The following is a 22786-nucleotide window of genomic DNA, read 5'->3' on the forward strand; positions in this document are numbered from 1 at the left end:
TCATACAATAACTATTTAAGAGATATAACTCTGTCTGCTGATGAAATTGTGGTCTCTCTGTGAGCAATTATCACTCTCGTTATTTTTAGCTTTTTTATTGCTTTATTTACAAAACTTTCACTTTCATGATCCAATGAACTTGTAGCCTCATCCATGAAGAGGATGCCTGGCTTTCGGTAAAGAGCCCTAGCAATAAATATACGCTGTTTTTGTCCTCCAGACAAACCTTCACCCAATTCGCCGATCAAAGTTTCATAACCCATAGGCATTTTAATAATAACATCGTGAATGTAACTTGCCTTAGCGCATTCAATCATCCAGTCTTCATTTTCGCCCTCATCAAATCCACAAATATTCTCTCGTATCGAGCCAGAGAATAATTTGTCATCTTGCATTACGCAACCGATCATTTTATGATAATTATTAACACCAAGCTGCTGTATATCAGTACCGTCTACTATTACTTTGCCTTCATCTGGTTCGAACAACCCGCACAATACTCTCATCAGGGTCGTTTTCCCTGCTCCAGAAGACCCTGTGATTGCTACACTTTCCCCGGGTAGAATATGGATAAAGAGATCACTGAAAACTGGTGAAGACTGGCTATCATAGCGATAACTTAAGTTATATGCTTCTAAAGAAACAGGGCGCATGGCAACATTTACGATAATATCCGGCTTTCTAGCTTCCTGTGAGTGTATTGCAATATCTGTAATACGTTCGTTATGTAGACTCATCATGCGTAATTGCAAAAGAAAGTTAGTCAGAGATGAGACTCTATCGGCAAACTGTTCTCTGAATACACCAAAAGCAATAAACATCCCTATAGTCATTTGGTTGTCAATTACAAGGCTTGCACCTAGCCATAATATTACTATCTGATCACAAGCCCCTATAAATGAGTTTATTCCCCCGAAAAGCAAGTCCATCTTAGTGACTTTTATCTCTGTGTTGATGGTGTCAATCTCTAAATTTAGCCAGTGATTTGCTCTACGTTCGCTCATTCCTTGCATCTTAATCGTTGCGATCCCATATAGGGTTTCCATAAAATATGATCTTGTTCGAGCATCCCTGACTAACGCTTCTTCCGACAACTGCCGATACGTGCCATATGTTAGTAGCCTAATGAGCACATAAGTTGCAGTAAATCCTAGTACAAACCAAGTTAACCAGCCCCCATATAGTATCATCATCACTATTACGCCGATCACCATGATACCATCCATTAGTGCCCCTACGATGCTGCTAGTAAACGTCTCACGTAATGTGTTTAGTGAGCCAAATCGGGACTGAATGTCACCCAGTTTGCGCCTTTCAAAATAACTCAATGGCAGTCTCAGCAGGTGGTTGAATAACCCCGATTGCCACTGGACGTTGATGAGTGTCGCCATTATCAGAGAAGACCAGGAACGAAACATGCTTACTGCCGTTCGCAGTAGAATAAATAGCATGAGCCCAATACAGATAAGAGCGAGTAAACCGTGATCCCCAGCAGGGATCGCGTGATCCATCACCAGTTGCGTTCCTATAGGCATCATCAGGTTGATGGTTTCTATCATTAGTGACAGGAAAAAAATCTTGCCAAGCGTTCCCTTAAGGCCGTGTACACTGCCCACTAATGTGCTTAGACTGAGCCGATTACGCACAATGTGTGCCGTAAATGTGCTGCTTGGCCAGACTTCAAGCGCCACGCCGGTAAAGCTCTGCGAAAGTTCTGCCAGACTGACGGAACGATAACCCCGTGCGGGGTCATGCAGTATCGCGCGGTTGCGATTAACACTGATCAATACCACAAAATGGTTGAACTCCCAGTGCAATATGCATGGCATTTTAAGTGCGCCAAGCTCATCGATCTCCAGAGACAAGGGTCGGGTTGAGAGTCCTAACTGGTCGGCAATACTTGTCAGTCCGGACAACGTGGTACCACGTGCCGACAGATTGAACTGTTGACGCAGTGCAATCAGATCAATGTTCTTGCCATAGTGGCCACATATCATCGCCAAGCAAGCCAAACCGCACTCAGAAGACTCGGTTTGATGAACCAATGGGACACGGTTGCGTAGCCGCATATCCAGCTGGCTTAGCAACTTCTTAATAGAGGGCTTACTCATTGACTGGCCCCTCTGCGCTGTGTTTCATGTCGTAGAAAGGTGATAACATCCATTGATAAATCCTCCTTTTTTCCAGAAACAGGGTGCTCTGTGCTGTCATGCCGTTTTCTAGGCTCAGACGTTTACCATTGTAAGCAATAACCTGCTTCTCCGGTCTGACAATCACCTTGTAGTACGGCACGGCGGCGGTCAGCGCTGCTTTTGGCGCCCCTTGATAGGTCTGCATTTCCTGCGGCGAGGCAGGGGCTTTGGAAATGACGGACACAGTACCTGCGAACTGACCAAATTTCTCCGCCGGAAAGGCGTCATAACGTACATTGACCTTATCTCCGGTGGCAATATAGGGAATGGCATCGTTGGGCACCCAGAGCACTAGGGCATAGTGGTCGATCTTGTGCGGAATGATCTGTAGCAAGCTATCGCCAACGTTGACCATTTGCCCGACAGTGACGCTCAGTGAATCGACGCGACCGCCGGCTAGTGCACGCACAATGATTGCCCCGCCAGCATCGATGTTGAGCATCTCTTTTTGTAGGTCGTAACGTTGCAGCTCCATCTGGTAAATTTGATTGTCAAACTCAGCAGCCTGAGTATGAATCTGACTTTCTAATGCTGTTATTTGCAAGGAATTTTGCTCGTTCTGGCCGGAGAGGCCCAGCAGGTTGTTTTGTTGCTGGTAATACAGTGCGACCTTGTCTGAGAGTTGATCCTTGTTGATGAGGCCCCGGGTCTGATAGTGCCGGTAGTTTTCCATATTTTCCTTCATGATACGGATTCCTTCCTGGGCACGTCGAAGTATGTCGGTGGAACGCTGTAAGGCAGCTGTATACTGCGCTCTTTGTTTTTCCAGCATGTCGAGAGTAGCTTTCTTGCTGCTTTCCAACCGGCTGATGATCTGCGTAATACGCTCTAGCTGATTATCGATATCTCGGCGCTGGTTGTCACTGACCACGCCACTGCGGGTGCTTTTGCTGACATCGATTTGGTAAATGGGATCTCCAGGTTTTATCTCCTGTCCTTCGGTGACGAATTGTTTGACTACCACGCCTTGAACTCCGGAATAGACATTGGCGGCGCGCGGATAGGTACTGATCTCACCAGTTACGTTGACCTGCCGGGTATAGGTGCCGGCAATAACGAAGCTGAGAAGCGCGACGATAAAAAACAGGCATAACCCCGCGGTGAACCAAAAGGGAACTCCGGGGAGAAGGAGGGCTCGACCGCGCCATTTCATTTTCTGATTTTCAATCGCTTCCTGGCGAAACAATGTGTACCTTCCTTGTTTATCAATCCAATGTTATCGGAGGGAGAGGATAGCCTGCAGAGTGGCAGTGAAAAAACGACCTGTCAGTAGGACGACATAGCCTGTGGGCAAATAAGTCACACGTCATGGACTGCCAATATACGTATTTTTTCCGGTGTAAGGACCACTGTGGTGGCTCCATGCAAGTGGGCATCTTGCCACCCGCGCTCGTAATCATAAATAGCATCAATCCCTGCGTGGCGTAATAAGGTGATTTCATGATCGTCATGATACTCAGGATCAATTTTATTGAACCGGAAATAATCAGCGAATAGCGTATCGTAATGGGTCTGCACTGATATACAGACCGGTAAGACGTTGGTTAGCTGTTTCTGGATGGCGGGTTGCTGGTTGAGCGAAATATCGGCTTTCATTAGTACAGCGTCCGCTGCCAATTCGCATTCATAGACCCAGCACTGACTATAGTTGCCCACCTGCCAGGCATGATTGCGTGCCGCAGTAAAGTTATTGGCAAACCAGATAGCATGAATATTACCGGCTTCGCCAGTGCCGGGGTAATCAACACTGAAGGTATCGAAAGTGAATTTAGTGCCGTGAAACAGTTTCATGCGTCATGCTCCTGACTCAGGTTTCGGTATGATGCACTACTTTATGGGCTGGCGAGATTAACTCAAGAAATTCTTTACAATCGATGGTAAAGCGCTGTCGGGGCGTGGCGTAGTTCTTCGCTCTTTCAGTCAGAGGGATCGTCTCGGCGAGGCTCAGCACTACATGGTTACCCCTTTGCAGAGGCATTTCTGATAATGAGTAACGCAGGTAAGTGTGATTCCTGCCTGCGTTATCGCTTCGTGCCATAGTTTGTATGATCACGTAAAAATTTATGTATAGGATTATTGTTTTTATCGTTAATTTTATTGCTTATCAATCAGTTGAATGCATTTCATCACTCCTGTGATCTTCCGCCAAATCACTGTTTTCTGTACTTTCTTAAATTCAACAGAACCCCTCTCCGAGCGAATCGATTTTCGGTTATTTTTCCGGAAAATAACTGTTATCCTGACCTGCTCCCCGTTGATTAGTACACCCCGATGTTAGTAATGTCTTCATAAGCCACATGAGGACATCCCCATGAAGAAGCGTTTTTCCGACCAACAGATCATCAGTATTCTCCGCGAGGCTGAAGCCGGGGTTTCTGCCCGTGAACTCTGCCGCAAGCATGCCATTTCCGACGCCACGTTTTACACATGGCGTAAGAAGTATGGCGGTATGGAGGTGCCTGAGGTTAAGCGCCTGAAGTCGCTTGAGGAAGAGAACGCCAGACTCAAGAAGCTGCTTGCCGAAGCCATGCTGGATAAGGAGGCGCTACAGGTGGCTCTTGGGCGAAAGTACTGACGACAGACCAGAAGCGGGAAGCTGTGGTGTTGATGTGTGATGCGACCGGTCTGTCGCAACGTCGAGCCTGCAGACTCACAGGTTTGTCCCTGTCGACCTGCCGCTATGACGCTCATCGTTCAGTTGCTGATGCGCATTTATCAGGGCGTATCACTGATGCTGGCACTGGAGCGCAGGCGTTTTGGCTACCGCCGCATCTGGCAGTTACTACGCCGTGAAGGCCTTCATGTTAATCACAAGCGCGTGTACCGCCTTTATCATCTGAGCGGACTGGGTGTAAAACACAGACGACGTCGTAAAGGGCTAGCAACAGAACGTCTGCCGCTGCTCCGCCCGGCGGCGCCCAACCTGACCTGGTCGATGGATTTCGTCATGGACGCGCTGGCCACCGGTCGCAGGATCAAGTGCCTGACCTGTGTGGACGACTTCACGAAGGAGTGTCTGACAATTACCATCGCATTCGGGATTTCAGGCGCTCAGGTCACGCGTATTCTGGACAGCATTGCACTGTTTCGAGGCTATCCGGCGACGATAAGAACTGACCAGGGGCCGGAGTTTACCTGCAGAGCACTTGACCAGTGGGCTTACGAGCATGGCGTGGAGCTGCGGCTTATCCAGCCCGGCAAGCCGACACAGAACGGATTTATTGAGAGTTTTAACGGACGCTTTCGCGATGAATGCCTGAATGAACACTGGTTCAGCGACGTCAGTCATGCCAGGAAAACTATCAGTGAATGGCGTCAGGATTATAACGAGTGCCGCCCGCACTCCACGCTGAATTATCAGACGCCGTCTGAATTTGCGGCGGGTTGGAGAAAGGGTAATTCTGATAGTGAAGGATCCGACATTACTAACTGAGCGTTGTATCTAATCCTGGGGGCAGGTCAATCCGAGTAATGAGCTTCGATATGGATCTCTGGTGACTCTCTGCGGGCTATATGGTAAAGCTAAAGCGACCATAAGCAATATCTTTGAAGACTCTGGTCTAGGCATCATCACCATCCTGATGCCGGGTCATCGTCATTGCGGAAGCAAAATGAAGGTGCCGGCCGGTATCGATGCGTTCGAACCGGCGGGCTATTAGGATAGTCGAGTGCTAATATTTCTTCTATAAAGCCGTTAAAACGATAAAATATTAGCACTTTTAGTGTTGGGTTTAGATACGGCAGGGCACTCTGCATTTGGCCCGCATAAAAATTAAGACACCCACGGTCGGTGTCTTTTTTGCAGGTTTCGCCATCAAATCAATAACGCATAGCGGGCAAACTAGGATTGATAAACACCGCCTTCATGCATCCGAAACAGGTGGTTGTTCGCCTGCTCGCTGAGTTCTAACAGGGCTGGGAGCACATGCGCGGAGGCTTTGAGCCAGGCGCTGATTTGCGCCCTGCTGCTCGTTGAGCTCTGTTCCCCGTTTTCCAGCGATTCCGCCAGATACAATAAGCCATGACATAACCCTTCTGCGGATTCCTGAGCCACGGCGCTGAGATCGCACAATTGGATATCGCTGAGTTTGCAGAATTGCAGGTCGGCAATGAGGTTGCGGAAGATGGAGATAGAGCTGTCGATAGGTGTTTGATTCATTTCAGTCATGATGATATTCCCTTGAAGGATGGTTATCACCACTGCCAAAGAGTTCCAAGCTTTGGTGGTGGCCCAGACAGGTTTGGAACTCCGGCCCTTCAGTCACCGGCCAACCTTGCGGTTGTCCTGCCTGAGCCACCGAACTGAGTGTGCACGTAGGCGCTGAAAAAACACAAGTCTTTTCAGAGTTGAAGGGTACGGGGTTCCAATCCCGACTGCGGATTTTGCCGCAGCAAGAAGACTCTATCCCGGCGATAACACGCAGGAAACAGGCTGGATGGATTTACAGGGATTTGTTGCAGGGATTGGAATCGGGATCGCAATTTACTATTACCTTACTGTCCTTATTATCTCCGACACCTGTACAGGGTGGGTAGAGCAATATTACCGGTAGGATCATCCCCCTTGCTCTGAGCGGCTAACATTGATTACAGAGCGCTATTTTTCACGAGAATTTTTATTTAAATATTATCATCATGATAAATTTAATCCCCTCAGTGATTCCTGCCGAAATTATTCCAAGTGCAATCATAATTGGTTTTCCAGGGCAATAGAAAAACGTCTAATCTGTATTTAAATAAACTACTACCGGAGTACACATGTTCGAGCCATGCTTTCCAGAGAATGAAGCCGAACGTCTGTCGGTTCTGAATTCGTTGAACGTATTGGACACGAATTCAGTGGAAAAATTGGACCGCATCACGCGGCTGGCCGCAAAATATTTTGGCGTCAGCATTGCGCTGATTTCTCTGATAGATCGTGATCGTCAGTGGTTTTTATCGCGCTTTGGTCTGGATGCCAGGGAGACACCACGCAATATTTCTTTCTGCGGGCACGCCATTTTGCAGCGAGAGACCATGGTGGTGCCCGATACCGCAGTCGACCCCCGTTTTTTCGATAACCCTTTGGTCACCGGTGGCCCAAAGATTGGGTTCTACGCCGGGCAGCCCTTGCTCTCGCTGGATGGCCTGCCGCTGGGCACGCTATGCATTATTGACAGCCGTCCTCAATCCTTTTCCCATGACAGGGCGCACGACTTACGGGATTTTGCCGCGGTAATCGAAGAACACCTGCATGGTGTTGAGCGTGATATTTATACCGAAAGCCTGAAATCTAACCTGCAGCGCACCGAAGCCCTGTTTGAACAGACATTTTCTCAGGCGGCGGTAGGCATGGCACTGGTCTCGCTGGAAGGGTATTGGTTGCGCGTCAACCCACGCATTTGCGAAATGCTGCAGTATTCTGAACGGGAATTACTGGAGCGCACGTTCCAGGACATCACCTATCCGGACGATCTGCATATCGACCTTGGCCTGCTGAAACAGTTGCTGGCCAACGAGATAGCAACCTATTCGATGGAAAAACGTTATTACCGTGCAGATGGCTCAATTATTTGGGTTCAACTTACGGTGGCCCTTAACCGCTTGCCAAACGGTAATCCCCACCATTTTATTTCGGTCATCGTGGATATCAGCGAGCGTAAAGCGGCTGAGGCCGATTTGTTCGCGTTGCAGCATGAGCTGGAAGAGCGGGTCGAACTGCGTACCCACGAGCTCAGCGTGGTCGTCAATAAACTCAATCTCGAAATTGACAGCAGAGTCCTTACCGAACATCAACTTAGCGCGGAGAAAGAACGTCTGCGCGCCATTACCGACAATATGCCGGCCCTGATCAGCCAGATCGACAACGAGGAACGTTATCTTTTCGCCAACAGCGCTTATAAGACCTGGTTTGGCCTGGATGAAGCGCGCCTCAAGGAAATGACGGTACGGGAGTTGATAGGAGAGGCTGCTTATGCGACGGCCAAACCTGTGATCGAAAGAGCGTTATGCGGGGAAGCCGTAAGCTTTGAGAATGAACTCCAGACGCGGCAAGGGTTATTGATGGTCCATACCACATTAGTGCCCTGCGAAACGCAGGGTCTCTATATTTTGTCTATGGACATCACCGAGCTTAAACGCTTGCAGCAGCGGCTGGAATACGATGTCACCCATGACATGCTGACAGGGTTAACCAACCGACGCGCTTTCCTGCGCCGGCTGGCCGGCACATTGCAGCTCTGTTGCCCCCAGCAGCAGATGGCGCTGTTGTTCATCGATCTTGATGGCTTTAAAGCCATCAACGACACCTTCGGCCATGATTTTGGCGATCTGATCCTGAAGACTTTCGCCAAACTGCTCAGTGCCTGTGCCGGCACCAACAACAGCAACAGTGTGTCGCGGTTAGCCGGGGATGAGTTTACGGTGATTCTGTGGCCGCTAATGGATCCGGAGCGGCAGGTCAGTGAGTTTTGCGAGAAGCTGCTCACGCAGCTGGCGGCGATAACGCAAATTGGCAACCAGAAGGTGACCCTGTCCGCGAGTATCGGCGCAGCGATTTCCTCAGACGGCACTCTCAGCGCTGAAGCGTTACTGACCAAAGCCGATGACGCCATGTACCAGGCGAAGTCCGCAGGCAAAAAGACCTATACGATCCGCTAGGTGAATCGTCTTTATCGGCTTTGATGGGGGATTACAGGCATGCTAAGACACCTCAGTTGAAGCATTTTTGCATTTCCCTGTGCTCACGCTAAAACCCCACATATGGAGCAGCCAATGACATTGGACGGCGATATTTTTATTCCCATGGTGACCGGTTTTCAGCTACAGGATGCGTTCGCGCCCGTGCTGGCGGCATTGACCACTGGGCTGCCGCGTCAATTTCCTGAACTGATCCACAGCATTTATCTCTACGGCAGCGTCGCGCGGGGTGAAGCGATGCCCGGTGTTTCCGATCTGGACATTACCCTGCTGTTGGCCCGGCCAGCCGACGAGGTGGAGTTACGGCGCATCGAGCAGTGGCGACAAAATTTTCAGCAGCATCACGCGATAGTAAGCAAGGTGGATTTTGATATCGGCACTGTTGATCAGGCGCTGAAACCGAGCAATCTCTCTAGCTGGGGCTATTGGTTGAAACACCATTGTCGGTGTATTTGGGGGAGCGATCTCTCCTCCGCGTTTCCGCTTTTTCAGCCGGACCGACGCATTGCGCAGGCGGTAAATGCCGATCTGCGGGCTGTGCTTGAGCAATATTTCCAAAACATCGCCGGGGAGCGGGTGCCCGCAGAGCTACAGCGGCTTAAACGTGAGGTGGCCAGAAAGCTGATCAGGGCAACCAATATGCTGCGCGATCCAGACAGCCTGTTTTGGCCGATTGCCCTTAATGATTACGCTGAGCAATTTTTGGCTGTTTATCCTGATAAGGCGGGAGAGGTGGAATATCTGCTGGCGCATGCTGCCGGCACTGCTAACGACGCGGCATTTGCCGATAAAGCGAGGGACTTTCTCGGTTGGCTTGAACACCAATAATAGGGAGAGGTGTCTGCCATGCGGGTTTATCACATGTTACCCATGTTCGCCCTGACAGGGTGAAGAAAAACGATGAAGACTTTGTCAGCTGTATTAAGCCCCTTCTATAAGAAGAGGCTTAATACTCTGTGGCTTAGGCGTACTGGGTTAACTTCCAGGTGACAGCCTGTTTATTATAGGGCGGCATGGTGTTGCCTTTAGCGATAGGCGCGGTGGTTGAAGGTATACCCACAACCGTCCAAACGCCACTTTCAGGGCATTTTTGCCCTGTTGGTGCTGTAGTGCCAAGGGGAGATTTAGACATAATGATCTTTCCTTAATCAGTGCGGTGCTACCTTAGCCCCGCTAAGAAAGATATTTACACGTTCTCGTATATATTCAATCCAAATAATGAAATACAAAATATTATTTTGATATTAGTGAAGGTGGCTGTTTGTTATTCAAATTTAAAATGGTTTTATAACGATTTATTTCAATAAATAATTAATTGTTATATTGATTCCAATAACATATGGATTTCATATGTTATTGGATAATGGTTTGGTATTATTTAATCAATAGTTGGCTTATTTGCATGATTGGAATCATTAATCGAACATAAAGCTATTATGCCTTCTGAGTTCCCGGTTACATCTCTACCTGGCATCGGAAATAAACTCAAATCGGAGGTGTCTGGTTAAAGACCTGCTGCTTTGGTGAAGATGAATTTGAAAATATAGATTAGCAGTGTTAAAGTAATCACCCCGGTCAGCAGTGACTTTTTGCATACCCTGTCTGACCGGAAAATTTTCCCTGGTGTTGGCTGTATTGGCTACCTGACCGTAAAGGTCAGGTTTTTTTTACCAGCGCCTAACGAGGTTTATTATATATCGCGGGTCATAATATATAAGCTGTACTTAAGTCCAGGTTCTTTCATCTAAAGGGCAAAGCCAGATCGCTACGGAGCCCGTATGTTTTCTACCCTCAGTGAAAATCAAATAAGCAGGCCCACCTCATCGACGGCAGTTTGGTTTTACCCTGCGGAAGGGCAGGTCTCCGCCAATTGAGTCAACCCCTCACTTTCCTGCTTGAATGACACCTTATTCACTCCGCCGCTGGTATCCAGCGTGACCACAAAAATGCTGTCGAAGTCGCTGCCTGGCCATTTGGGCACCTGATTGGCGTCGCCACCGCGTGCGGCAACGATGTTCTTCACCACCTTGTCGAGGTTCTTGTGTTCCCAGGCGATGAAAACGCGCGAATTCTGGTATTTATCGCTGAGCAGCGCTTGTTCAAGCCCGGCGATGTCGTCGGCGTGGAACTGAATGTTGATGGGCAACTCTGCACGCACGGCGGTGGGCATAATGGTCGATAAAGCGCGCAGCGAACTGCCGCTTTTGTTCTCCTTCGGCCCGGCGGCAAAGATAAAGTCCGGCTTGCCGTAGCGGCTCAGCAGCACCTGCGGTAACGCCAGTGCGCGGTTCAATCCCTTGCAGGTCAGCTGGCCGCTGTTGTTGGCGGGTTTCTCCCCGTGCCGGACGAAGATCAGCGTTTCCTGCGCCTGTGCGCTCTGGCTGCACAGCAGCAATGCCGCCAAACAGCCCAGTATGTTGTGGCCTATCTTATTGCGCATCTTTACCCTCAACCTTCATGCAATGGTTCATTGATTTTCCTGCGCTTTGCCTCGCATAACTCGTTATCATAACCGGCGTAACAAATAGGGCCGGCCGCCATATCGACGCGTCGCCTCTGGGATAATTAAATACTGACCTAAGGAAGGATTTACAATGAAAAATATTTTCTTTTTTGACGCGATGCTGACGCCGAAAATCATCACTGCCGTTTACTGGCTGTGCCTGTTGGGCATTCTTGTTAGCGGCATTGGAGCGATGTTCTACGGGGAGTTCTTCCGTGGCCTGCTCGGGATTATTCTCGGCGGCGTGTTTACCCGCGTCTGTTTTGAAATGATCATCATTGCATTCAAAAACAACGAGTACCTGCGCAAAATCGCCGAAAAGCCTTAATTTAAAAAAATGCCGGGCTTTGCCCGGCGTTGTTCATTCCTGTCTTGGTGCTTTCATGGCACTCCGCTGCCCCTGAGCGCCTTTAGCACCTATAATCGCTGCTGGATAACCGTGAATTCAGGGGTGAGTATGCCGTCCAGGGCGATAATCAAAGGGATCAAACGGCTGACGATAGTGGCCGTCACCGTCGTATTCACGTTGCTTGCGGTACGGGTTTACGACACCCAAAGCGGCCCGGCGTTGGAGCCGTGGCACACTTTTGTACCGCACGAATTGTCTGCAGCCGAGCTGGATAAGGCTGACTGGCAAGCGTATCTGGCCGCCGAAAACCGCGTGTTCAACGAAGTGAAGGCTAACGTTACCGACAAGCTTTCCGCCAGCGAACGCATTCCGCTCAACCGCTATTTCGACGGCAGCCCTGTGTATCCACCGCACTTCGCCCAGGACTGGAACCGCTCCTATGAGCTGTTGCCGCAGGGCGAACCGCGTGGCGCGGTGGTGTTGCTGCACGGCCTGACTGATTCCCCTTACAGCCTGCGGCATATCGCCGAAAACTACCGGCAGCGCGGTTTTGTGGCCGTCGGCATTCGCCTGCCTGCGCACGGTACGGTGCCGGGGGCGTTGACCGATATCGAATGGCGCGATTGGCTGGCGGCGACGCGGTTGGCGGTACGCGAGGCACGCAGTAAAGTCGGGGCCGACAAGCCGCTGCATATCGTGGGCTTTTCTAACGGCGGTGCGCTGGCGATGAAATATGCGCTGGACGCGCTGGAAGACCCAAAACTGGCGGCACCGCAGCGGCTGATTCTGATTTCGCCGATGATCGGCGTCACCAGCTTTGCCCGTTTCGCCGGCATCGCCGGTTGGCCGGCGGTGTTCCCGGCGTTTGCCAAAGCGGCGTGGCTCGGGGTGTTGCCGGAGTTTAATCCGTATAAATACAACTCGTTTCCGGTGAACGGCGCACGGCAGTCTTATCTGCTTAGCAATAGCCTGCAACAGCAAATCGTCCGTGCGGCGCGTGCCGGCAAAACAGGCACATTGCCGCCGGTGCTGACCTTCCAGTCGGTGATGGATTCCACCGTCAGCACCCGGGCGGTGATCCGCGCCTTATACAACGAATTACCGGCGAACGGCAGCGAACTGGTGCTGTTTGACGTCAATCGTACAATCAACTTCGGGCCGCTGCTGCGGCCAAACGCGGCGGCGGCGGTTAGCCAGTTGTTGCCCGCACCCCCGCGCCGTTACCAGACGACGGTAATCGCCAATGCTTTACCGGAAAGCAGTGAGGCGATTGCCCGCATAACGGCCGCCGGGGAAACCACGGAAACCGTGCAGCCGCTGGGGATGACTTACCCGGCGGATATTTATTCGTTGTCGCATGTGGCGCTGCCGTTCCCGGTGAGCGATTCGCTGTATGGGCGTTTCCCGGCGCAGCGCAATGAGTTCGGCATCAGCCTTGGTACTATCGCCGCGCGCGGCGAACGGTCGGTGTTGGTGGTCGATCTCGATTCGCTGATGCGCATCGCTTCCAACCCGTTCTTTCCCTACCTGCTGATGCGTATCGACGAAAAACTCTAGGCGAAGCCGAGGATGCTGAACGCATCGTCCTGCGGGTAGTAGCCGAGCAGGCGGCTGGTCTCTTCCAGCGACAGCCGCTTGTAGCGGTTGTTGGAGACGCCGTGCACCACCGCATGGTGCACGCCTTCAATGCGGATGCAGCGTTCCAGCAGATCGGCGGCGTCGCGATGGCTGAGGAAAGCGCTCATGTCACGCGCGCTTAGCTGCTCGCCGGCTTCCAGCGTGGTGAAGTTGGCGATGCGTACCGACAGCGCGGAAAGCCCTTCCTGATGGGCGAAATAGGCGGCGATGCCTTCGCCGAACGCCTTGCTGACGCCGTACAGGTTTTTCGGTTTGGGGGCGTCTTCCGGCCGAATCTGATAATCCAGCGGATAGCCTTCTACCGCCTGTGCGCTGCTGGCGAATACCACGCGTTTGCAGCCTGCGTCTTTCGCCGCGCGGAAAATATTGTAGGTGCCGAGGATATTGTTATCCTTCAGCGAGTGGCAAAAATCGGCGTCGGGGGAAGGATCGGCGGCCAGGTGCAGCACGGTATCGATATTGGCGCAGGCCGCATGGCAGGCCTCGAGATCGGCAATGTCGAAGCTGATCACTTCATCGCCGGGTTGCAGGCCGGTCAACAGCTTGATGTCTCTTTCCGCCAGCCGCAGTTGATAGCGATTTCCTACCGACTGACGGAATGCCGTGGCAACCCGGCCGCCCGCGCCGGTAATCAAAATTCGTCCAAACTCAGTACGCAATGTCATGATCACAGCTGTCCATAAAGTAAATTACGCGGTGATCAGTAATAATCCCCCGCGTGACTTTTGTCCAGCATTCAATTAGCCATTCTGATGTTTCATGTTGCCAGCGGGCATTGTTTTCCGATGAGATCGCTCAGGAAAGTCATGACCGTGCGGATAGCGGTGGAACGCGCCAGGTCGGGGTAGGTGACCAGCCATAACTCGCGCGTTGGCGGCGCTATCGACGTCGGCAGTGCGACCAGTGCCGGGTCGTTATCGGCGACGAATGTCGGCAATACTACGGCCCCCAGCCCCGATCGTGCAGCCTCCTGCAAAGAGAACAGATCGCTGGCCTGAAACACCACCGGGCGGCCCTGCAGCAGTTGCTGCAACCACTGCTGGTGGGGCTGGTTGCTGTAGTGATGGTCGTAGGCGATAAACGCTCGCGCCGCTTCCGGCAGGGCGGCGTGCTGCGGGGTAGCGTACAGCCTGTAGCGCATCATGCCGATGCGTTGTACCAGCAGATCCGGCTGCTGTGGCCGCACCATGCGTACCGCCACTTCGGCGTCGCCGCGATCCAGTTCGGCAATGGAGGCTTCACCGGAGAGCACCAGCGTAATATGCGGAAAAGCCTGGTGAAACTCGGCGATATGCGGCGCTATGACCCGTGCGGCGACCGACGGCGGCGCGCTGATGCGCACCTGGGCCTGCGGGGTTTCACTGGCGCTGCGGGCATGGCGAGCAATGGCATGGCTTTGATTTTCTATCTCTGCCGCCAGCCCGGCGACCCTTTGGCCGTCCGGCGTCAGCGGAGTGCTGCGCGGCAACCGCAGGATCAGCCGCAGCCCGAGCGCCTTCTCCAGCGCCGCCACCCGCCGGCCGACCGTTGCGTGGTCGCAGCCCAATTCTCGCGCTGCCGCCGACAATGAACCGGTGCGTGCCAGCACCACAAAGTGTTTTAAATCCTGCCAATCGAACATCAGTGAATTCCTGCACAGTATTGCCGCGATTTTAAGGAATATTCACACAGAGCGGGCTGTGATTCAATGCCGTTATCTCTTTAGCGAAATTGAATTATTCAATTAGGATTACTTATGAATTTGCAGCTCCAGGATCGTGTTGCGCTGGTTACCGGCGCCAGCGAAGGCATCGGTGCCGGTATGGTTAGGGTTCTGGCGGCGCAGGGAGTTACCGTGGTGGCGACCGCCCGCCGTGAGGAACGTTTGCTGGCTCTGGCCGATGAGGTTGAACGAAGCGGCGGTACGCGGCCCTATGCGATCGCGGCGGACATCACCGACGCGGCGGCGCTCGACAGCATGCTGGCGCAGGCGGCACGCCTGGTCGGGACGATTGATATCCTGATTAATGCGGTCGGCGGCGCTCGTCCAACCGCGTTGAGCGAAGGTGACGCCGGTTGGGAAGAGGCCTTTGCCTTGAACTTTACGCCGGCCCGCCGGGTGACCCATGCGCTGTTGCCCGGCATGCAGGCGCAGGGGTGGGGGCGAGTGATCAACATCAGCGGTTCGATGGAACCGCGCAGCCTGAATGCCGCCACCGCCGCCAAGGGCGCACTGCACCTGTGGGCCAAGGGGTTGGCAAGCGAGCTGGCGGCGCAGGGCATTACCGTCAATACGCTGCAGCCCGGGAGGATTAACAGCGAACAGGTGCGCGAAAAACTGCATCCCACCGAGGCCGCACGCCAGGCGTTCATCAAGCAGAACATCCCGATCGGCTACTTTGGCGAACCGGAGGACATGGCTTATCTGGCGGCGTTTCTTTGTTCCCCGCTGGCGCGCTATATCACCGGCGCCGTGATCCCGGTAGATGGCGGCATGCACTATTTTGCCCACTGAGGTCGTTTTGTACTGCCGATCACAGTTCCACAATTTGCTGCCGGAAAGTCTTGCCTCGGCAAAAAGCCGGGTGTTAACGTCATAGCTCAGCCGATTTAGGGTTGTCACTGCTCCGGCAGGCAAAACCTAAACCTCGTGCTTCTGTCCTTATTGGGATCAGAGGCCATGAGGTTTAGGTTTTTTTTTGCGCTGAATTCCGTCAAGGCGATTGGCCATCGCTGCGCAGGAGCGGCAGAACATTGATTGTAAGGATAACGCTATGAAATATGACACATTAGCCAGTGAGATTTTGGCCGGCGTCGGTGGCCGCGACAACGTGAAAAGCCTGGTGCATTGCGCCACTCGCTTGCGCTTTAAGCTGCGTGATAGTCAGCGCGCCGATGCTGCGGCGTTGAAAGAAAACCCCGGCGTCATCATGGTGGTCGAGAGCGGCGGGCAGTTCCAGGTGGTGGTGGGTAACCATGTGGCGGAAGTCTATAACGCGGTTAATCAGGTCGCCGGTCTGGGCGATGGAACGGCTGCGGGTGACGAGGGTGACGGCAAGAAGGAAAACCTGTTCAGCCGTTTTATCGACGTGGTGTCGGGCATCTTTACCCCGCTGTTGGGGGTAATGGCCGCTTCGGGGATCCTGAAAGGTTTTCTGGCGCTGAGCCTCGCCTGTGGCTGGCTGTTGGAAAGCGGCGGCACCTTTAAAATGTTGTTTGCCGCCAGCGACTCGCTGTTCTACTTCCTGCCGATCATGCTGGGCTATACCGCCGGGAAAAAGTTCGGCGGCAATCCGTTCGTTACCATGGCGATCGGCGGCGCGCTGACTCACCCGCTGATGATGGCGGCGTTCGAAGCCGCGCAGCAGCCAGGCGCAGTGCGCGAGTATTTCCTCGGCATCCCGATGACCTTCATCAATTACAGCTCATCGGTGATCCCGATTATTTTCGCCGCCTGGGTTTCATGCCGGCTGGAGCCGTTGTTTAACCGGGTGATCCACAGCGCGCTGCGCAACTTCATTACGCCGCTATTGTGCCTGGCTATTACCGTGCCACTGACCTTTTTGCTGATCGGCCCGGCGGCAACCTGGCTCAGCCACCTGTTGGCCAACGGTTATCAAAGTATCTATGCCTTTAACCCGATCGTTGCCGGTGCCTTTATGGGGGCAATGTGGCAGGTGTGCGTGATCTTCGGCCTGCATTGGGGCCTGGTGCCGTTGATGATCAATAACCTGAGCGTGCTGGGGCGCGACACCATGGTGCCGCTGCTGCTGCCGGCGGTGATGGGGCAGGTAGGCGCCACGCTGGGCGTGATGCTGCGCACCCGCGACGCCAAACTGCGGGCGCTGGCCGGTTCGGCCATCGGCGCCGGGGTATTTGGCATTACCGAGCCGGCGGTCTACGGCGTGACCTTGCCGAACAAACGGCCCTTTATCTTTGGCTGCATCGGTGGTGCGCTCGGCGGTGCGGTGATCGGCTATGCCCATACCGCCACTTACTCTTTCGGACTGGTGGGCGTCTTCACCTTTGCGCAGATTATTCCCGCAGGCGGCTTCGATGCCACGGTGTGGGGGGCGATTGGCGGCACCCTGTTGTCGTTCTGTTTCGCCGCTGTGGCCAGTTATCTGTTCGGCGTAGTGCCGGCCGAGGAAGCCGCGCCACAGGAGCCGAAATCCGTCACGCCGCTGAATCGCAAGGAGATTGTCGTCAGCCCGATCGCCGGCGAGGTGATGCCGTTGGCACAGGTCGACGACGCCACCTTCGCCAGCGGGTTGCTGGGCAAGGGCGTGGCGATCGTTCCGTTGCAAGGGCGGGTAGTGGCGCCAGTGGCGGGGCGCGTGGCGTCATTGTTTAAAACCAAACACGCGATTGGCATTGAGTCGGAGGACGGGGCGGAAATTCTCATCCATGTCGGCATCGATACCGTCAAGCTCGACGGGCTGCATTTCACCGCCCACGTGCAAGAAGGGGATCGGGTCAACCCGGGCGATCTGCTGATTGAGTTTGACCAGGCGGCGATCCACGCCGCCGGCTTTGATACCACCACGCCGATCATCGTCAGCAACAGCGATGACTACGTCGACGTGTTGGCCAGCGGCCAGGGCAGGGTGCAGGAACAGGCGCCGCTGCTGACTTTATTACGTTAACCAAGGAGAAAGCGATGAGCAGCAAATTTCCAGACCATTTTCTGTGGGGCGGCGCAGTGGCGGCAAATCAGGTGGAAGGGGCTTACCAGACCGACGGTAAAGGGCTGTCGACTTCCGATCTGCAGCCACAGGGCATTTTCGGTGCGGTGACGCCACGGGTTGACGGCGACAGCGGCATCAAGGACGTGGCGATCGACTTCTACCATCGTTATCCGCAGGACATCGCATTGTTCGCGGAAATGGGCTTCAAGTGCCTGCGCACCTCCATTGCCTGGACGCGCATTTTCCCGCAGGGCGATGAGGAAACCCCCAACGAGGCCGGGCTGGCGTTTTACGATCGGCTGTTCGATGAAATGGCCAAATACGGCATTCAACCGCTGATTACCCTGTCGCACTATGAGATGCCGTACGGGCTGGCGAAAAAGTACGGCGGTTGGGGTAATCGCAAGACCATCGGCTTCTTTGAGCGCTATGCGCGTACCGTGTTTGAACGCTATAAGCACAAGGTGAAGCACTGGCTGACCTTCAATGAGATCAATATGTCGCTGCACGCCCCGTTCACCGGCGTCGGCCTGCCGGAGGGCAGCAGCAAGAGCGAGATTTATCAGGCGATCCATCATCAGCTGGTAGCCAGCGCCAAGGCGGTGAAGGCCTGCCATGAGATCGTGCCGGAAGGCAAAATCGGCAACATGCTGTTGGGCGGTATTTTGTATCCGCTGAGCTGCCGGCCGGAGGACCTGCTGGAAACCCAGCGTCAGAACCGCGACTGGCTGTTCTTTGGCGATGTGCAGGCGCGCGGTGGCTATCCGGCCTATATGAAGCGCTATTTCCGTGAAAACGGCATTCAGGTCGAGATCACCGCCGAGGATCAACAGGCGCTGCGCGAGACCATCGATTTTATCTCATTCAGCTACTACATGAGCGGCTGCGTCACCACCGACGAGACGCAGAACGAAACTGCCCGTGCCAACATTCTGAACATGGTGCCGAACCCGCATCTGGCCAGTTCGGAATGGGGCTGGCAGATAGACCCGATTGGCCTGCGTTATCTGCTCAACGTGTTGTATGACCGCTACCAAAAGCCGCTGTTTATCGTGGAGAACGGGCTGGGTGCCAAGGATCGCATTGAAGCCGACGGCAGCATCAACGACGACTATCGCATCAACTACCTCAATGACCATCTGGTGCAGGTGGCGGAAGCGATTGACGACGGCGTGGAGGTGATGGGCTACACCAGCTGGGGGCCGATCGATCTGGTCAGCGCCTCCAAAGCCGAGATGTCCAAGCGCTACGGCTTTATTTACGTCGATCGTGATGATGAAGGCAACGGCAGCCTGGAGCGTCGCCGCAAAAAGAGTTTCTACTGGTATCGCGATGTGATCCAGAGCAACGGTAACAGCCTGAAAGACCAAGGCTAAATCTGAATACCCGCCCGGCGGCAATCGTCGGGCAATCACCTTTATTCACTGCTGCCAATTATGGGGAATTCTCGCCCAGGGAATGCTGTTGCCCGCAGTCAGCGTTTTATATGCGGAGAAATATAATAATGAAATATCCATTACCTCACACCGGGACACTCGCGGCACTGCTGCTGTTTTGCAGTAGCGTGCAGGCGGAAACGCTGCAAACCGGCAAAGACGTCGAAGCGGCAACCGTTAAATGGGAGGGTCTGGCGCTCGGCTTCGAACCGCCTTCTCCGGGGTTGCTGGGCGATATGCTGGGGATCAGACCGATCCTCGAAGAGAGCGGCTTTCACTATAACCTCGGCTATCTTAGCCAGCTGTCGTATAACGCCGGCGGCGGGTATAACCAGGATAAGCAGGCTTCGTATATCGATCAGTTCTCGTTGACCTTCAGTCAGGATTTGCAGGCGCTGACCGGCATCCCGGACGCGGCCATTGAGGGCAATATCGTTAACCGCAACCACGACAATAACCTGACGCGCGATCGTTTGCAGGATCCGCGCGCCAATACGACCGATCTGTCGCAGGAAAGTTATGGCGGCCAGTCGATCACCCGGTTGGGCTGGCTGACCTTCAGCCGCAGTTTTCTCGATCGCCGGCTGCAGTGGCGAGTCGGCATGATGAACAAGGTGCAGGATTTCGATCAGATCATTCCCTGCGATTTCCAGACGCTGGCGCTGTGCGGCGGCAAGTCCGCCAACTCGCTGACCTGGTATAACTGGAACGTGCACTACTGGGGCACCACGCTGCAGTACAAATTGACCGACGGGCTGACCTTCAAAACCGGGGTGATGGAGCAGAACCCGAACGCCACGAGCCGCGGCCATGCCTGGAGCACCACCACCAAGGGCAGCAAGGGCTTTTTACTGCCGATGGAGCTGGAGCTGAAAACCAACGCGGTCAATCAGTTGCCGGGGGTGTACAACATCGGTGTCCTGTTCACCAACGCCAGGCAGCAGGATCTGTATGAAGGGGTTTCCGGTGGGGCGGGTGCGACCGATCCGAACGGATATCGCAACCATAACCGCACCTGGTTCCTGTATAGCGGTTTTAACCAACAGGTGACGCGCCACCGTGATGACGCCAGCCGGGGTTTGAGCCTGTTCTACAGCCTGGGGCTGGCGGACCAGCGCTCTAATTATATGCACTATTCCACCTCGACCGGCATTCGCTACCATGGCCTGTTCGACGCGCGGCCGGACGACTGGCTGGGGCTGGGGGTGTCTATGGTCAAGCTGAGCGATCGTTACCGGGATAATCAGCGTTATATGAATCAAATCAACAACGTTACCGATTACCAGGATCCCAACTATCGCCCGGTGCCGGGGCATTCGGTAACGGCGGAGCTGTTCTATCGCTTCAATGTTACCCCCTGGCTACAGTTGCAGCCGGGTCTGCAATATTGGCATCACCCGGCGGGCGTCAGCGAAACCCAGGATGCCTGGGTGACGGCGCTGAAAACGGTGGTGACGTTCTGACGGTTACGCCGCATCGCTTTCCCGGTAACGTTGGCGCGCATGTTCGAACCAGCTTGCCGGGACGTTATGCGGCGGCAACTGGAGCCTGGCCAGCCCTTGTTCGACGATATGGCTGGCCTGGCGCCACAGCGTCGGGTCACCTTCGGTCAGCACTTCCAGCAGCCGCTGTTTTTCAATCAGATAGGTTCGTGCAAAGTGGCTGTCGTATTCCAGCAGTGAACGGGTATTGTCGATCAGGTCCGCCAGTTTGATGGTTTTAGCCTGTGGCGAGGCGCCGGCGCTGTGCCGTCGGTCACGGTTTTTGCGTTCAAAGCGGTTGCCGCCGCCGGCGCTGCTGACGTTGGTCAGCATGCCCACCAGTTCAGCGACCTGCGGCCCAAAATGGCTTGCGATATCCCCGAGGGTGGTCGGCGTGTCTTCCACCGTGTCATGCAGCCAGGCGGCGGCCAGCATCGCTTCGTTGTGCGGTACGCTGCTGACGATCTCCATCACCGCCTGCGGGTGAACAATGTAGGGGTCATTGGTGTATTTGCGGCGCTGATCTATCGCCGCATGCGCTTTGGTGGCGTAGCGGCGCGCACGTTCTACCAGTGTGGTTGTCATATCCTTTTCCTCCGCACAGCACCCTGCTGTGGCATCCCCTGCATTAAAAAATGTAGCACATCGCGAAAAAAATAGTTTGCGATTACATCGTGCACTATCTATATTCAATTCATGAAAACCAAAGATAGCGAACAACCCACGGCGAAAAACCTGCTGCTGCTCGACCAGCAGATGTGTTTTGCCCTGTACTCCGCCAACCTGGCGTTGAACAAGGTCTATCGCAAACTGCTGAGCCAACTCGAACTCACCTATCCGCAATACCTGGTGATGCTGGTGCTGTGGGAGCGGGATGAAATCAGGGTAACGGACATCGGTGAACGGCTGTTTCTCGATTCCGCCACCCTGACGCCGCTGCTGAAGCGGCTGGAGACCGCCGGCCTGTTGGTGCGTTACCGCGCCACTACCGATGAGCGGCAGGTGATTATCGCCTTAACCGATAACGGCCGCGCGCTGCGTGAAAAAGCGCAGGCGGTGCCGGAAGCGGTGATGTGCGCCACCGATTGCAGCCTCGACGAAATAGTGAATATCAAGCAGCAGCTGGAAAAGCTGCGCGGCAAGCTGATCGACCAGATTTGATGACCCGTGCCGGAAGCACGATCGCCGATCGTGCACTACACTGAGTTAAGCGCCAAATATAAGTAGTGTGCGATTTAATCGTGAAAGATAGAGCAGTGACGGCGTTCAGCCTACTGAACCCGATGTCATACCTCCAACCCAGAAAGAAGGAACGATTTATGTCCATTGAAAAAGTTGTTTACCGCGCTCATGCAACAGCCACCGGTGGCCGCGACGGCCGTGCGACCTCATCCGACGGCGTGTTGGATGTAAAACTGGGCGTGCCGAAAGAAATGGGTGGCGCGGGCGGTGAAGTCACCAACCCGGAACAGCTGTTTGCCGCCGGTTACTCGGCCTGCTTCCTCGGCGCGCTGAAGTTTGTCGCGGCGAAAGAAAAAGTGAAGATCCCGGCCGAGGCCAAAATCGACGGTACCGTCGGCATCGGTGAAATCCCCAATGGGTTCGGCATCGAAGTGCAGCTGGATATCACCCTGCCGGGCATTGAACGCAGCGTAGCCGAAGATCTGGTGAAAAAAGCCCATGTGGTGTGCCCGTACTCCAACGCCACCCGCGGTAATATTGATGTAACTCTTAACGTTAAATAACGTTTTCGCCGACACCACGGAAAAAATGGAGGGATAACCCTCCATTTCCCTTCTGCCCCGCATTTATCTTCATCACAAAAAACGGCAAAAAATGCCT

General features: G+C 53.8%; 18 protein-coding genes and 1 pseudogene. 11 read left to right on the forward strand and 8 right to left on the reverse strand.

Features of this window, described 5'->3' with window-relative positions; all coding sequences use genetic code 11:
• Nucleotides 1–11 precede the first annotated feature (11 nt).
• From QZQ97_RS20040 to QZQ97_RS20050, 3 genes are all read right to left on the reverse strand, one after another.
• Nucleotides 12–2111 carry a peptidase domain-containing ABC transporter gene (locus tag QZQ97_RS20040; RefSeq protein WP_311994878.1) on the reverse strand — a complete coding sequence of 700 codons (2100 nt, stop codon included), beginning with the start codon at nucleotides 2109–2111 and terminating at the stop codon, nucleotides 12–14.
• On the reverse strand, nucleotides 2104–3378 hold the full coding sequence (locus QZQ97_RS20045) for an HlyD family secretion protein (RefSeq protein ID WP_311994879.1): 1275 nt from the start codon (nucleotides 3376–3378) through the stop codon (nucleotides 2104–2106). The genes QZQ97_RS20040 and QZQ97_RS20045 overlap by 8 nt, the downstream gene beginning before the upstream one ends.
• 113 nt (nucleotides 3379–3491) lie before the next feature.
• A complete protein-coding gene (locus QZQ97_RS20050) occupies nucleotides 3492–3983 on the reverse strand; it encodes a hypothetical protein (RefSeq protein ID WP_311994880.1) in 492 nt (163 codons plus the stop codon).
• A 520-nt stretch (nucleotides 3984–4503) separates the two neighbouring features.
• Here QZQ97_RS20050 and QZQ97_RS20055 point away from each other — a divergent pair.
• Nucleotides 4504–5625 (forward strand): annotated as a pseudogene (locus tag QZQ97_RS20055) (IS3 family transposase).
• A gap of 408 nt (nucleotides 5626–6033) precedes the next feature.
• Here QZQ97_RS20055 and QZQ97_RS20060 read toward each other — a convergent pair.
• On the reverse strand, nucleotides 6034–6360 hold the full coding sequence (locus tag QZQ97_RS20060) for a hypothetical protein (RefSeq protein ID WP_311994881.1): 327 nt from the start codon (nucleotides 6358–6360) through the stop codon (nucleotides 6034–6036).
• 590 nt (nucleotides 6361–6950) lie between these two features.
• On the opposite strand from QZQ97_RS20060, the gene QZQ97_RS20065 reads away from it, so the two are divergent.
• Together QZQ97_RS20065 and QZQ97_RS20070 are read left to right on the forward strand one after the other, a co-directional pair.
• Nucleotides 6951–8831, forward strand: coding sequence for a diguanylate cyclase domain-containing protein (locus QZQ97_RS20065; protein WP_311994882.1), 1881 nt, complete (start codon nucleotides 6951–6953; stop codon nucleotides 8829–8831).
• A gap of 114 nt (nucleotides 8832–8945) precedes the next feature.
• Nucleotides 8946–9698 carry a nucleotidyltransferase domain-containing protein gene (locus QZQ97_RS20070; protein WP_311994883.1) on the forward strand — a complete coding sequence of 251 codons (753 nt, stop codon included), beginning with the start codon at nucleotides 8946–8948 and terminating at the stop codon, nucleotides 9696–9698.
• 1012 nt (nucleotides 9699–10710) lie between these two features.
• Here QZQ97_RS20070 and QZQ97_RS20075 read toward each other — a convergent pair.
• Nucleotides 10711–11310: a histidine phosphatase family protein gene (locus tag QZQ97_RS20075; protein WP_311994884.1), complete on the reverse strand. Its 600-nt coding sequence runs from the start codon at nucleotides 11308–11310 to the stop codon at nucleotides 10711–10713.
• A gap of 154 nt (nucleotides 11311–11464) precedes the next feature.
• On the opposite strand from QZQ97_RS20075, the gene QZQ97_RS20080 reads away from it, so the two are divergent.
• Nucleotides 11465–11701, forward strand: a complete 237-nt coding sequence (locus tag QZQ97_RS20080) for a DUF4282 domain-containing protein (protein WP_004950762.1) — start codon at nucleotides 11465–11467, stop codon at nucleotides 11699–11701.
• Nucleotides 11702–11830: 129 nt separating this feature from the next.
• Nucleotides 11831–13279 (forward strand): alpha/beta hydrolase, encoded by a 1449-nt coding sequence (locus tag QZQ97_RS20085; protein WP_311994885.1) that lies wholly within the window; start codon nucleotides 11831–11833, stop codon nucleotides 13277–13279.
• Here the strand turns inward: QZQ97_RS20085 and QZQ97_RS20090 are convergent.
• Nucleotides 13276–14025, reverse strand: coding sequence for an NAD-dependent epimerase/dehydratase family protein (locus QZQ97_RS20090; RefSeq protein ID WP_311994886.1), 750 nt, complete (start codon nucleotides 14023–14025; stop codon nucleotides 13276–13278). The genes QZQ97_RS20085 and QZQ97_RS20090 overlap by 4 nt on opposite strands.
• Before the next feature lie 92 nt (nucleotides 14026–14117).
• A complete protein-coding gene (locus QZQ97_RS20095) occupies nucleotides 14118–14981 on the reverse strand; it encodes a LysR family transcriptional regulator (RefSeq protein WP_311994887.1) in 864 nt (287 codons plus the stop codon).
• A gap of 114 nt (nucleotides 14982–15095) precedes the next feature.
• Between QZQ97_RS20095 and QZQ97_RS20100 the strand changes: the two genes are divergently transcribed.
• The 4 genes from QZQ97_RS20100 to QZQ97_RS20115 all read left to right on the forward strand — a co-directional run bounded on the left by QZQ97_RS20100 (nucleotide 15096) and on the right by QZQ97_RS20115 (nucleotide 20926).
• Nucleotides 15096–15854, forward strand: coding sequence for an SDR family NAD(P)-dependent oxidoreductase (locus QZQ97_RS20100; RefSeq protein WP_311994888.1), 759 nt, complete (start codon nucleotides 15096–15098; stop codon nucleotides 15852–15854).
• Between the two features lie 259 nt (nucleotides 15855–16113).
• A complete protein-coding gene (gene bglF, locus QZQ97_RS20105; RefSeq protein ID WP_311994889.1) occupies nucleotides 16114–17985 on the forward strand; it encodes a PTS beta-glucoside transporter subunit IIABC in 1872 nt (623 codons plus the stop codon).
• Nucleotides 17986–17999: 14 nt separating this feature from the next.
• Nucleotides 18000–19403 carry a glycoside hydrolase family 1 protein gene (locus QZQ97_RS20110; RefSeq protein WP_311994890.1) on the forward strand — a complete coding sequence of 468 codons (1404 nt, stop codon included), beginning with the start codon at nucleotides 18000–18002 and terminating at the stop codon, nucleotides 19401–19403.
• Between the two features lie 128 nt (nucleotides 19404–19531).
• Nucleotides 19532–20926: a carbohydrate porin gene (locus QZQ97_RS20115; protein ID WP_311994891.1), complete on the forward strand. Its 1395-nt coding sequence runs from the start codon at nucleotides 19532–19534 to the stop codon at nucleotides 20924–20926.
• Between the two features lie 3 nt (nucleotides 20927–20929).
• Here QZQ97_RS20115 and QZQ97_RS20120 read toward each other — a convergent pair whose 3' ends face one another.
• A complete protein-coding gene (locus tag QZQ97_RS20120) occupies nucleotides 20930–21529 on the reverse strand; it encodes an HD domain-containing protein (RefSeq protein ID WP_311994892.1) in 600 nt (199 codons plus the stop codon).
• A gap of 111 nt (nucleotides 21530–21640) precedes the next feature.
• On the opposite strand from QZQ97_RS20120, the gene QZQ97_RS20125 reads away from it, so the two are divergent.
• A complete protein-coding gene (locus QZQ97_RS20125) occupies nucleotides 21641–22105 on the forward strand; it encodes a MarR family winged helix-turn-helix transcriptional regulator (protein ID WP_311994893.1) in 465 nt (154 codons plus the stop codon).
• Nucleotides 22106–22263: 158 nt separating this feature from the next.
• Nucleotides 22264–22689 (forward strand): organic hydroperoxide resistance protein, encoded by a 426-nt coding sequence (locus tag QZQ97_RS20130; protein WP_004950797.1) that lies wholly within the window; start codon nucleotides 22264–22266, stop codon nucleotides 22687–22689.
• The last annotated feature ends 97 nt before the right edge of the window (nucleotides 22690–22786 follow it).

The sequence above is a fragment of the Serratia sp. root2 genome, assembly GCF_031931805.1.
GTDB lineage: Bacteria > Pseudomonadota > Gammaproteobacteria > Enterobacterales > Enterobacteriaceae > Serratia > Serratia inhibens.